Here is a 13,516-nt window from a genome sequence, read left to right as displayed (position 1 = left end):
TTTAAATAGGAACAAATTATGTCAGAAGATAAAACAAAAGATATAGACCTTTCTAAATTTAAAGAGAAGGTTTTAGAGGCGTATCCGTCAAAGGTGGCGAAGAAGCGGGCAAAGTCTATCGTTTACAACGATCCAGAGGAGAGACCTGTCATACAAGCCAACGTCAGAACCATCCCGGGTATCATAACGCAACGCGGGTGTACCTATGCAGGATGTAAGGGAGTTGTACTTGGACCATCACGTGATATTGTCAACATCACACACGGACCTATCGGTTGTGGCTTCTATTCATGGTTGACACGTCGCAATCAAACACTCCCAGATGGCCCTGATGACAGCAACTACATTCCCTATGCATTTTCCACAGACATGCATGAGAAAAATATTGTTTTTGGAGGAGAAGAGAAACTGAAACAAGCTATTCGCGAAGCTTATGAGCTTTTTCACCCTAAAGCAATTGCAATCTTCTCAACCTGTCCTGTAGGACTTATTGGGGATGATGTTCACCGTGTAGCCCGTCAGATGAAAGAGGAAATAGGCAATGGTATTCTAATCTTCGGATTCTCGTGTGAGGGTTACCGAGGTGTCTCTCAGTCTGCAGGTCATCATATTGCCAATAATGGATTATTTAAGAATCTGATAGGCCGCGATGACACAGTAGAAGGAAAATATAAATTCCGTGTCAATCTATTAGGTGAATATAATATTGGAGGTGATGCTTTTGTTATAGAAGATCTGTTCGAGAGATGTGGCATACAGTTAATCTCAACAATGAGTGGAAATTCAACATTACAGAAGTTTGAACGTGCTCATACAGCCGACTTAAGTTTGGTCATGTGCCATCGTTCTATCAATTACGTTGCAAGTATGCTTGAGACCGGCTTTGGTATTCCGTGGATTAACGTTAACTTTATTGGGTCTAATGCCACGGCTAAATCATTGCGCAAAATCGGTGAATATTTTGGAGACCAAGAATTAAAGGACAGAATAGAGAAAGTAATTGCCGAGGAAGAGCTAAAAGTAAAAGAAGCCATTAAGGACATCTATCCTAAGACGAAAGGCAAATTATCTATGCTATTTGTCGGTGGCAGTAGAGCTCATCACTATCAGGAATTATTCAATGAACTAGGTATGAGAACAGTTTCTGCCGGCTATGAATTTGGACATCGGGATGATTATGAAGGACGTCGTGTAATACCAACAATACAGATTGATGCCGATTCACGTAACATTGAAGAGATAACAGTTACAAAGGATCCAAGATACCGCGAGCGTAAGACGCCTGAGGAGATTGAAGAGATGAAAAAGAACGGTCTGGGATATAATGATTATGAAGGTTTGATGTCTGAAATGACAAAAGGTTCATTAGTGATTGACGACTTAAGTCATTATGAGATGGAGAAACTAATAGAGATGTATCACCCGGATATCTTCTGTGCAGGTATTAAAGAGAAATTCTGTGTACAAAAGATGGGTGTACCTTTGAAGCAGTTACACAACTATGATTCAGGAGGACCCTATGCAGGGTTTGAGGGTGCTATCAATTTCTACAAAGACATAGAACAAATTGTAAGCTGTTCTATCTGGAAAGAACTTAAGGCTCCTTGGGAGAATTATGATTATGTAGAAGCTGAATATGTTGGATAATCATTAAAAGAAAGGAAAAAATTATGTTATTAAGACACACTACAGCTAAAGAAATAGATCGTAAAGCTTTAACGATCAACCCGGCCAAAACTTGTCAACCTATAGGTGCAATGTATGCAGCACTTGGTGTTCACGGATGTTTACCCCATAGTCATGGTTCTCAGGGTTGCTGTGCTTATCATCGTAGTGCATTGACAAGGCATTTTAAGGAACCCGTGATGGCCTCAACAAGTTCATTCTCAGAAGGTTCTTCTGTCTTCGGTGGCGCATCAAACTTGACTCAGGCGATACAGACCATATTTACAGTCTATAATCCTGATATTATAGCTGTTCACACAACATGTCTTTCTGAAACGATCGGAGACGACTTGACTTCTATCATATCCAAAGCGGACGAAGAGGGCCTGATTCCTGAAGGTAAAAAGGTAATTTATTGTAATACACCTAGTTACTCGGGGTCACATATAACGGGTTACAGCAATCAGGTTACAGCTTTGGTGAAGTTCTTTAGCAAGTCTACTTCACGTAAACGCAACGTCATCAACCTAATCAATGGATGGATGGAACCTAGTGACCAGCGTGAGATCAAACGGCTAGCCAAACTTATGGAGATTCGCACGATTATGTTTCCGGATATGACAGATTCACTAGATACTCCTCTTACAGGAAAATATAGCATGTATCCCAAAGGTGGCACAACCCAAGAGGATCTGGTTGCCACAGGAGACAGTAAGTTCAGTATCGGAATAGGTCATGACTGTACAGAAAATGCTTGTGTAAAACTTGATGAGAAATGTCATGTAAAATATGATGTCGTAGATGTGCCTATTGGCCTAAAGGCTACAGACCGTTTCATCATGAGTTTAAGTCATCATGCAGGATTGGATGTTCCAGATGTGATCAATGATGAACGAGGCAGATTACTTGATATGATTGCCGACAACTCTAAGTATCTATACGGCAAACGTGTAGCACTTTTTGGTGATCCCGATCTATTAGTGCCTCTTGTTGAGTTTTTGATATCAATGGATATGAAACCTGTTTATGTAATAACAGGGTCAGAAAGTAAATACTTCAACGAAGAGATGGCTAGAATGCTCAAAGATATTCCGGGTTCAAAATACATGTCAGGAGAGTTGGCAGATACCTTCCGTTTGCATCAGTGGATAAAACAAGAAGGTGTAGACATGATTATGGGTAACACTTATGCTAAATATATCGCACGTGATGAGAACATCCCATTGATACGCATAGGCTTCCCTATCGCTGACAGACCTGGACATAACTTTTTTCCAATCACAGGATATGTAGGCGCTACAAATATGGTAGTTAAGATACTGGATGCCTTCTTGGATAAACAAGACCGTACCTGTCCTGAAGAGAAAGTCGAGTTCCAATTATAAAAAGATAGATGATGGGATATATATTAAAGGAAAGAAAAAATCAGGTTTCGGTAGCGGGAAACTGCGCCGAAACTATAGATTGCAACAAAGCCAGCCTCGCCGGTTCTGTAAGTCAACGGGCATGTGTTTTTTGTGGATCAAGAGTAGTCCTATATCCCATTGCAGATGCCTTACATCTTATTCATGGACCAATTGGATGTGCCGCATATACATGGGATATACGTGGTTCTTTATCGTCAGGGCCACAACTTCACAGACTCAGCTTCAGTACAGACCTGCAAGAACGTGATGTTATTTTTGGAGGTGAGAAGAAATTAGAATCCGCGTTAAAGGAACTTATTAGTCTTTATCACCCAAAGGCAGCCTTCGTATACACAACATGTATCGTCGGGGTTATCGGTGATGATGTTGAGAAGATCTGCGAGTTAGCTGAAAAAGAAAGTGGGATACCCGTTATTCCTGTTCAGTCTCCCGGTTTTCAGGGTACGAAAAAAGACGGTTATAGAATAGCGTGTGATGCCCTGTTTAAGCTAACAGGACGTATAGACAAACCGACGCCGCCACATAGTATAAATATTCTTGGTGACTTCAACCTTGCCGGTGAGTTATGGATGCTTATAGATTATTATAAGCGAATCGGAGTAAACGTGAACTGCTCCTTGACAGGTGATGGACGGGTAGAAGACATTGGTAATGCCCATAACGCATCACTCAATGTAGTTCAATGTTCTGGCTCCATGAGTCATCTAGCCGTCATGATGCAAGAAAAATATGGCATTCCATGGAAAAAGGTATCTTATTTTGGTATCGAAGACATGAGTGAAGCTTTATATGAAGTGGCACGTTTCTTTAATGATCAGGATATGATGGAAAAGGCACGTGAACTGGTAAGAAAGGAATTTACAAGATTGAGGCCTATGTTAGAATGGTACAAAGAGCGTCTAGCAGGAAAAAAAGCTGCTATCTATGTAGGGGGTGCTTTTAAGGCAATTTCTTTAGTAAAAGCTTTGAGATTAATCGGAGTACAAAGTGTCATAGTAGGCTCACAGACCGGTACAAAAGAAGATTATGAAATAATTAAAAAGCTCTGCGATGAGGGAACTATCATTGTAGATGACTCTAACCCTGTAGAATTGAGCCATTTTGTTAAAGAAAAGGGAGCAGATATATTTATCGGCGGCGTGAAGGAAAGACCTATCGCCTTTAAGATAGGACTTGGGTTCTGTGATCACAACCATGAGCGAAAAGAAGCATTGTCTGGTTATGAAGGAATGTTGAACTTTGCAAAAGAGATATATTCTACCGCGATGTCGCCGATATGGCAATTCACGAAGAAATAAGAAAAAGAAAAGGAGGTATTTATGGCTTCAGTGATAACAGAAAAAGATATTAAACATAAATATTACGTAAGTACACGTAATGCATGTAAATTATGTGCGCCATTAGGGGCATGTCTGGTTTTTAAGGGTATTGAAGGATGTGTACCTATGGTACATGGCTCGCAGGGATGCGCCACTTATATTCGCAGATATACAATAAGCCATTTTCGTGAACCAATGGATATCGCGTCAAGTAATTTTAGTGAGCGAACCACCGTTTATGGAGGGAGTCAGAACTTTATTACCGGCATTAATAATGTGATAGCCCAATATCATCCTAAAGTGATGGGAATAGCATCAACTTGTCTTGCTGAAACGATTGGTGAAGATGTCCCGGCTCTCATTCGTGATTATCAGGATGCTAATACCGACAACAAGGAACTTCCACTATTTGTTTTTGCGTCTACACCCAGCTATTGCGGAAGTCATATTGATGGTTTTCATCATGCCGTATTAGCCACTCTGTCATCAATGGCCGACAGTGGGAATCAACAGGGCCATATCAATATTCTACCGGGTATGGTATCGCCGGCAGACATGCGTTACCTCCATGAGATAGTGCAGGAATTTGGAATAGATGCGGTTCTCTTTCCTGATTACAGTAAATCGCTTGACAATGTGTTTACTCATGAATACCAACTCATTCCATCGGGTGGAACGAAAATTAAAGACATACGCCGTACTGGTACAGCTAAGGCTACAATTGAGTTTGGTACAGTCTTTGCTAAAGCCAGTACGCGTGTACGTGCTACAAAAAATACGCCAACAGCCGGAGAGTGGTTACAGGATAATCGTTATATACGTAATTTCCAAATGCCACTACCTATTGGTATTAATGCCTGTGATCATTTTTATAACACATTATGCCAGATTGGAAATAAAAAGATGCCCGAGAAATTTGTTGAAGAGCGAGGGCGTTTAGTTGATTCTTATGTAGATGGTCATAAATACGTATTTGGTAAGAAGGTAATGATTTACGGTGAAGAGGATCTGGTATTAGGGTTACTTTCTTTTTGCAAAGAAATAGGTTTAGAACCTGTTCTTATTGGTTCTGGAGGAAACAGTGGCAGCATGCGTAGAGAAGCCTTTAAGATATTTCCTGAGTTGGAATTTACTATGAAAGTGATGGATGATTGTGACTTTGAAACAATGAGTGAAGCCTTATCTACAGCATCTCCTGATCTTATTATTGGTAACAGCAAAGGATATTATATAAGCAGAAAACTTAAAAAGCCTCTTGTAAGAGTAGGATTCCCCATACACGACAGATTTGGTGGTCAACGCCTGCATCATATAGGATATAAAGGAACTCAGGAATTATTTGACCGTATTGTAAATGCTCTTATTGAATACAAACAAGAAAATTCACCTATTGGTTATAAATATATTTAGGATATGACATTAACAAAAAAACATAAAATAGAAGAACATCCCTGTTTTAACAAGGATGTTATACACACAAATGCCAGAGTGCATCTTCCTGTTGCCTCAAAGTGCAATATACAATGTAATTATTGCAATCGGAAGTATGATTGTATCAACGAAAGTCGCCCGGGTGTAACTTCTTCAATGCTTACTCCTACGCAAGCTGTAGAATACTTGCGTGCTCTAAATTTAACCATGGACAACCTGAAAGTAATTGGTATTGCAGGCCCGGGCGATCCTTTCGCTAATCCAATTGAGACAATGGAAACATTGAGACAATGTCATGATGCTTTTCCTGATAAGATATTCTGTCTTTCAACAAATGGTTTGGAACTAGAACCTTATATTGATGAAATAGCAGCTCTCGGTGTTAGTCATGTCACCATTACCATTAATGCTGTTGATCCGACAATAACAGCCATGATATACAAGTGGGTACGTTTTGACCGTCATGTCTATAGAGGGGAAACTGGTGCAGAAATCCTCATGAAAAGACAATTGGCTTGTATTCCCAAACTACATAGAAAAGGTATCATCGTAAAAATAAACAGTATCATTATCCCCGGGGTGAATGATGAACATATTCCGGAAGTAGCAAGAGTTTGTAAAGAACTTGGTGCAGATATTATTAACTGTATACCAATGTTACCTACAGAAGATACACCTTTTGAGACTATCGGTGAACCTGATAAGGCAATGATATTCAGGACTCGGACGAATGTATCAGCGTATCTGCCACTAATGGGACATTGTGCACGCTGCCGTGCTGATGCAGCCGGATTATTAGGACAGGATCTAAAAGGCCTTAATGTCTTACTGAAAGAATTTGCTTCAAGGCCAAACATAGCCACATCAGGTCGCCCTTATGTGGCAGTAGCTACCAATGAAGGACTTCTTGTAAATATGCATTTAGGTGAAACTGACAGACTCTCCATCTATGAGGAGACTCCAAACGGATATAAAATGATCGAAAGACGTAAGACGCCTACTTCGGGAAGTGGTGATCAGCGTTGGATAGATATGGCACATTTACTACATGACTGCAGGGCACTCTTAGTTAGTGGTGTTGGCGAGAATCCACGTGTTATACTCGAAAGTTGTCATGTTCATTTGATAGAAATGACAGGATTGATAGACGAAGGACTTGAGGGAATCTACAAGAATATTCCGATCCGAAGTATTTCTAAAAAGGAGGCTTCCGGATGTGGACGGGGTAAATGTGGAGGAAATAGAGAAGGTTGTGCGTAATTAAAACGATTAATATCAAACACAAATAAAATGAAAAAACCACAGTATCACATTTTGCTTTGCAACTCATATCGATTGACAGGGCAGACACAAGGAGCATGTCATGTAAAGGGCTCAGGAGATTTGTTGCCCTATATCGTTGACGAATGTTCAGACAGAGGACTTGACGTGGCAGTAACGACCACTGCATGTATGAACAACTGTTCGCAAGGTCCTATTATGGTTATCCATCCATTAAATGCATGGTATGGAGAAGTTGACACCAAGAAAAAGATAGATGAAATCCTTGATGCCTTGGAAGATGGTGAGGTATGCAAGAAATATATAATATCTGATTAAAACACAAACGAAAAATGGATAAGCCATATTTGATAGATACAACCCTAAGAGACGGCCAGCAAGCTCCAGGTTTAGCTTTCTCGCTATCAGAGAAATTGGCTTTATGTGATTTACTCGACAAAGCCGGAGTGCCAGAACTTGAAGTCGGCATTCCGGCAATGAGTGAGAATGAAGTCAACGATCTGGCTGTGATAGCCGGACATAATTTTCATTTTAGAAGATTAGCCTGGTGCAGAGCAAATGAACGGGATATACGCAAATCTGTCCTGAGTCATGTAAACGGAGTGCATATCTCATTTCCCGTTTCATCCATTTTGCAAAAAGCAATGGATAAGGATCACACATGGATTCTACAGAAGCTGAGAGAGTTGATCTCTCTATCTTTGTCTGAATTTGAGTATGTTACTATTGGCGCACAGGATGCCGGTCGTGCAGATATGGAGTTTCTGAGAGAATTTGTATCTGAAGCAGAACGTTGTGGAGCATCCAGAGTAAGACTTGCCGATACTGTTGGGATACTAAACCCCTTTACCACTAGCCGATTAGTGCAGGAAGTACATAAATCAGCATCTTCTTTAGAAATAGAAATACATGCCCATAATGATCTCGGCATGGCCACGGCAAATACTGTTTCTGCATATATGTCGGGTGCCAACTGTCTTAGTGTAACGATCAATGGTATTGGTGAAAGAGCTGGTAATGCAGCTCTAGAAGAGGTTGTAATGGCACTAAAATTATCCGCGAATATTGATTGTGATATTGATACAACAGTACTTACAAGATTATCACATTTGTGTGCCGACATTACTCATCATAAAATACCGGCTGATAAACCAATAACAGGTAGGGATATCATACGTCACGAAAGTGGAATACATGTGAATTGTCTCCTTAAAGATCGCAACACATACCAGTTATTTCCTGCAGCGATGGTTGGCCGTCAGGAATCTGATTTTGTTTACGGTATGCATAGTGGAAAGAGTTCTATTGAACACTTTTTCAAAGTCCACAGTATGACTATAGATGAAAAAACCTGTATCAAGGTGTTAGATGTCATTAAAGAAAAGTCAAATTTGCAGGGAAGAGATCTTAAGGAACATGAGATTATAGATATATATAACAAACTTAAAATATAAGATTATGAGTAATGAGATTAAATTAATTGATGAGATGAGGCTTAATGCAATCAGCATGTTTAAGTTTTCTGAAGGATATTACAACTTTCTTGTTAATTCATTATTACAGAATAGCAAGTTTGGTAATGATGTTCTATACGGAGTCATTTCGATCTGTTTTGAACGACTAATGGTTTCTCTGATGAGTAGTTACAATGAATTACCCATCAGTCATACTCCAATCATGTTATTTAACTATGCCCGTAATATCGAAAATAGATTGTCTGATGATATGTTCAGTACAACAAAACTAATCAATAGTTTTGAGTCTATCTGCAGTTTAGACGGTTTTGGATACCGGACCCCAAGTAATAAAGAAATCAGGAAGATGATTATCGGGTTAAAACCCTTATATAAATTAGTGTCAAATCGGATCAATCAAGAGATCTAGACCAGAAATACATCGTCGGTTCACAATCTTTGAAGCCAAGACTGGTATACAAGCTTTGAGCGATATGATTGTCACAACGCACTTCCAGAGTAACTTTGCAGTACTTCTGTTTTTTTGCATATTCTATCAGACGGGAAAGAAAATATGTTGAAAGGCCTTTTCCACGAAAAGTCTCGCTGATAAAGAAATCATGGATATATAGATATGGTTTCACTTTGAATGTCGAGAAGTTTACGAAACAGGTCGCAATTCCGGCTCTGGCATGATCAACAACCAAAAAGAAACAGATTGTTGAAGGATTGTTTCTCAAGCCATTGATTAATTCTGACAGGGTATCCTCATTGTGTCCATGAGTCTCACCACCCATCGGATGAACCATATATTCATTTATCATGCGTCCATAATCTGACGTTTGCTCATGATTGTTAAAGTCGCATATCTCAAATTCTATCTGCATCTTGTTTTTTAGTTTTATACATTTGTTGTTCTATTCCGTATTTTTTGATTCTAATACCAAACATCCGTTCCGTAATCCCTAGCTGCAAGGACGATTTAGCCATGTTGCCATTATTTTGAATCAACGAATCAATAAGTGTTTGCTTCTCCAGTCGTCCCAGAATCATTTCCAGAGTACCCTTTTGCTGAGTATCTGTTGACACTGCCGTCTGTAAAGTCGAAGGCAGATTCTGCGCTCTTATTACCCCGTCTTGACTGAGGATACAAGCTCTTTCAATGCAATTTTCCAGTTCACGGATATTTCCGGGCCAGTTATAAACCATCAACATACTGATCGCTGTTGTCGTAATCCTTTTGATCTCTTTATGTAACTCCTTACTAAATTTTTCAATAAAGAAGTTTGCGAGTACAGGGACATCATTGATTCTTTCACGAAGCGGCGGTACAAAGATAGGAAAAACATTGATACGATAATACAGATCCTCACGGAATTTCCCTTCACCGATGAGCTCTTCCAGATTTTCGTTTGTCGCACAAATTATTCTGACATCGACCTTTATCGGTTTAGAACTTCCAAGGTGTATTATCTCTTTTTGCTGAAGTACTCGTAATAGTTTAGCCTGTGTAGAAAGTGTCATCTCACCTATTTCATCCATAAAGATTGTACCTCCCTGAGCAGCCTCAAAGTGCCCGATTCGTTGTTTGTCGGCACCAGTAAAAGCGCCCCTTTCATGTCCAAACAATTCACTTTCTATAAGATTTTCAGGCAAGGCAGCACAATTAACCTTGATAAATGGATGCCGTTTTCTTTCTGAGGCACAGTTTAAGTGTATCGCATCTGCTATCAATTCCTTACCCACTCCACTTTCTCCCCTTATCAACACTGTTGAATCCGTCGGGGCTACACTCTGAATCAAAGAGAAGACCTCACTCATCTTGCTGCTTTTCCCTTTAATGTGACCGGGATTAATATGTGTATTTAGATCTCGTTTCAGATATTGGTTTTCCTGTTTCAGTTGCTCCATCTCCTCCTCATATTCCTGAAGTCGGTGTAAAGCCCGTCCTATCATACAACCGAACACCTTTAGCAATCGTGCATCCTGGTCAAACATATAGTCTTTTTTATAGCACTTCAAAAAGGATAAGGAACCTATTATCTCATGTTTGTATATGACGGGGGTACTAATAAAGGAATAGTCAAGCCCATCTTTCACAGTAGGCCCATGAGTAATATTATGGAAGGAGGGTTCATCCTTTACTTTATGCACCAGTATAGTATGCCCTGTAGCAATTACCTGACTGGTTAAATCATCATCCTTGTAAATCACATTTTTCCTGTCTTCTTCAGATATACCGAAGCCGGCAGCAATTGTTATCAGGCCCGTATTACGATTCTGTACTGTTAAGATTGATCTGTTCGCATTTAAATGCTTGCTTAATATTTCCAATGCAAAATCTAGATTTAAATCCTTTTCTCCAAGCATGTCACTTAACTGCAACAATAAGTCGAGTTCCTTTCTACCATAACAGGCGTCTCCTGAATAATTACATGTATGTACCATAGAATGTTTTTGTTTTATCGTTTTGAAACCAAAAACGGATTAATACAACCAATAATGCAACAAAAGTACAAAATATTTATAACATTTGCAACAATTTTTATATAAAAATAAACATTTTGATGCATAAATTACATCCATCATTCAAAACTATCAATAACGACTTCGCTTCATAGTCAAGAACTGTTGCTTTAAGTAAAGCTGTTGCATATCAGTCTCTTAGATGAATGTCAGGAAAATATCAGACAATTGTCAGCATCTTTTTTCGATGATTTACCATTTACTTTATACTTTTGCAGTAACGATATGAACTAAGCAAAATATGAAGTATTCTTTCATTACTATTTTCATGGTTATCATCTCCCTGATATATATAGGATTCGTCAGTTCGGAACGAGAATACAAACCTTTTGAAGAGGTACTGGAGAAGATAATCAACACATCACATCTGAAGACATATAATGATAGCCTATTCGGTTACGAAGCAAAATATCCCGATTTCTTCGAGAAGGAGCCAGACTCACTTCGCGAATACCCGGGCGATGCAAAGTTCAGTTTCTCAAATGTGATCCAGATTGACCTTGAAACAACAGTAAGCCGTAACTGGAGTGCAAATGCCAGAAGTGGTATAGACTCTATTGCCCGCAAACTTCATGCGAAAGTCAAAACCATTGATAAAGACAGTTTTATCCTTACCGGACAGTTATACGAGAATGATAATGCCACAGAGGGTTATAGTTTCTATAGTAAATATGTTGCAAAAGACAAATTATGGCTGGCTTACAGCGTCTATTACCCAGACACCTATAAAAGACCAATCAAACGACTATTTGATATTATTGACCATTGGAAACCTTATAAAGAATTTAACCCCCTAAAGAAAAAGTTTATACTCAATAGAAGATATAGTTGGGACGATTGATGCTTCTTGCTCTAAGGGCATCGGCGATAGAACCATCTCTTCCGTTATCTATCAAAGCGGATAACAGGGGACCTATTTTTAGATTATTATCTACATGTACAGCAATTCTACAACAAGAAAAGTAATATGCAAGGCGAACAACATTTTATAAGCACAACAATATATTAAATAGAATAGCGTTATTATGTAAAATAATAATAACATGAAAAGAATCACAATTATCACCGTACTAATCTTCGTTTTTTGCTATGCATATGCACAAGAAATAACTGGTTCGTGGAAAGGAATTTTAGATGTAAAAACACAAAAGTTAAATTTAGTTTTTCACTTTCAGAAAGAAGCATCCGGCAAAATAAAATGCCTGATGGACAGTCCTGACCAAGGAGCCAAAGGCATTGAAACTAACCTGATTTACATTTCTAAAGATTCTGTTAATTTGAGCATCCCTGCTATCAGCATGTCTTACAGTGGCAAACTGAAAGAAGACACAATACGAGGAACCTTTCGTCAGGGTGGAATCACATTGCCGCTTGATCTAACGAGAGGAAATGTAACTAGAAACAGACCTCAAAATCCAGTGTTACCCTTAGGATATAAAACTGAAAATATAACATTTTACAACCCATCAGCTAACGCAAAATTTACAGGAACGCTCTCATATCCATCCGGTTACAAAGACGATTTGAAGGTACCTATCGTAATAATGGTAAGCGGAAGCGGAAGTCAAAACCGCGATGAAGAAGTATTTGATCATAAACCATTTCTTGTGATAGCAGACTATCTGGCAAGGCATGGAATAGCATCTTACAGATATGACGATCGCGGCTATGGAGAATCTACAGGCGATGCCAGCAACGCAACAACAAAAGATTTCGAGACTGATGCTGCCGAAGGGATTAAGATGCTACAAAAAATGGGGAAATTCAGCAAGATAGGAATAATTGGGCATAGCGAGGGAGCATCAATAGCCTTCATGCTTGGTGCAAAAAGAGAGGCCGACTTTGTAATAAGCATGGCCGGTATAGGAGTAAAAGGAGATACGGCTCTCGTAGCTCAAGTTAATAAAATGCTTGGAAAAATGGGCCAGCCGGCAAGCATGACGGTGAAAACTTACAGCGAACAAGTAATGTCTGGAAAAATGACATGGTTAAAATATTTCATTAACTATCAACCGGATTCTGATATTTCATCAACAATATGCCCGGTGATGGCAATCAACGGCGACAAGGATGTGCAAGTGATAAGTAGTCTGAACCTTGAAGCAATCAAACGACTGTTGCCTAAAAACAGCAAAAACGTGGTAAAACTATACCCGGGATTAAATCATCTTTTTCAACATTGCCAATCGGGCATGACCGATGAATATGCAAACATAGATGAAACAATATCGCCGGAAGTGTTAGAAGATATTACCAACTGGATTAAGTCACTGTAATTACCCAGGAAAGATCTATTGATAGATAAAAGTTACAGATTTTCGTAGGTTAAAATAATTGATTTTATTTTACAAAGTACCAATATTTACATATTGCTATTAGTTTAACTATGTATTACTAATAGTCGAAACATCCG

Annotated in this window: 11 protein-coding genes; 9 read left to right on the top strand and 2 right to left on the bottom strand. The window is 39.1% G+C overall.

Annotated elements, in window-relative coordinates:
- Positions 1-18: 18 nt before the first annotated feature.
- From XYLOR_RS12735 to XYLOR_RS12705, 7 genes are read left to right on the top strand one after another with little or no spacing between them, the layout of a single operon-like run.
- A complete protein-coding gene (locus XYLOR_RS12735) occupies positions 19-1,647 on the top strand; it encodes a nitrogenase component I subunit alpha (protein WP_036880219.1) in 1,629 nt (542 codons plus the stop codon).
- Positions 1,648-1,670: 23 nt separating this feature from the next.
- Complete coding sequence (locus XYLOR_RS12730; protein WP_036880217.1) at positions 1,671-3,050, top strand: nitrogenase component 1; 1,380 nt, start codon at positions 1,671-1,673, stop codon at positions 3,048-3,050.
- Positions 3,051-3,058: 8 nt separating this feature from the next.
- Positions 3,059-4,390, top strand: coding sequence for a nitrogenase iron-molybdenum cofactor biosynthesis protein NifE (gene nifE, locus XYLOR_RS12725; RefSeq protein WP_036880213.1), 1,332 nt, complete (start codon positions 3,059-3,061; stop codon positions 4,388-4,390).
- A 21-nt stretch (positions 4,391-4,411) separates the two neighbouring features.
- The gene (locus XYLOR_RS12720; RefSeq protein ID WP_154655739.1) at positions 4,412-5,821 is read left to right on the top strand and encodes a nitrogenase component 1; all 1,410 of its coding nucleotides are present in this window, start codon (positions 4,412-4,414) and stop codon (positions 5,819-5,821) included.
- Between the two features lie 3 nt (positions 5,822-5,824).
- Positions 5,825-7,102, top strand: a complete 1,278-nt coding sequence (locus tag XYLOR_RS12715) for a radical SAM protein (protein WP_036880210.1) — start codon at positions 5,825-5,827, stop codon at positions 7,100-7,102.
- 30 nt (positions 7,103-7,132) lie between these two features.
- Complete coding sequence (locus XYLOR_RS12710) at positions 7,133-7,441, top strand: (2Fe-2S) ferredoxin domain-containing protein (protein ID WP_036880207.1); 309 nt, start codon at positions 7,133-7,135, stop codon at positions 7,439-7,441.
- A gap of 14 nt (positions 7,442-7,455) precedes the next feature.
- A complete protein-coding gene (locus XYLOR_RS12705; protein WP_036880204.1) occupies positions 7,456-8,577 on the top strand; it encodes a hydroxymethylglutaryl-CoA lyase-like TIM-barrel protein in 1,122 nt (373 codons plus the stop codon).
- A 413-nt stretch (positions 8,578-8,990) separates the two neighbouring features.
- Here XYLOR_RS12705 and XYLOR_RS13485 read toward each other — a convergent pair whose 3' ends face one another.
- Together XYLOR_RS13485 and XYLOR_RS12690 are read right to left on the bottom strand one after the other, a co-directional pair.
- Positions 8,991-9,464: a GNAT family N-acetyltransferase gene (locus tag XYLOR_RS13485; RefSeq protein WP_051509013.1), complete on the bottom strand. Its 474-nt coding sequence runs from the start codon at positions 9,462-9,464 to the stop codon at positions 8,991-8,993.
- Entirely contained in the window at positions 9,448-11,025 is a 1,578-nt protein-coding gene (locus XYLOR_RS12690; protein ID WP_051509012.1) for a sigma-54 interaction domain-containing protein, read from the bottom strand. Before XYLOR_RS12690 ends, XYLOR_RS13485 begins: the two co-directional genes overlap by 17 nt.
- 319 nt (positions 11,026-11,344) lie before the next feature.
- On the opposite strand from XYLOR_RS12690, the gene XYLOR_RS13480 reads away from it, so the two are divergent.
- Both XYLOR_RS13480 and XYLOR_RS12680 read left to right on the top strand, forming a co-directional pair.
- Entirely contained in the window at positions 11,345-11,944 is a 600-nt protein-coding gene (locus XYLOR_RS13480; RefSeq protein ID WP_051509011.1) for a hypothetical protein, read from the top strand.
- A 202-nt stretch (positions 11,945-12,146) separates the two neighbouring features.
- A complete protein-coding gene (locus XYLOR_RS12680; protein ID WP_036880200.1) occupies positions 12,147-13,379 on the top strand; it encodes an alpha/beta hydrolase family protein in 1,233 nt (410 codons plus the stop codon).
- The last annotated feature ends 137 nt before the right edge of the window (positions 13,380-13,516 follow it).

This window comes from Xylanibacter oryzae DSM 17970, assembly GCF_000585355.1.
Taxonomy (GTDB): Bacteria; Bacteroidota; Bacteroidia; order Bacteroidales; family Bacteroidaceae; genus Prevotella; species Prevotella oryzae.
This window is presented reverse-complemented; position numbering and strand designations above follow the sequence as displayed.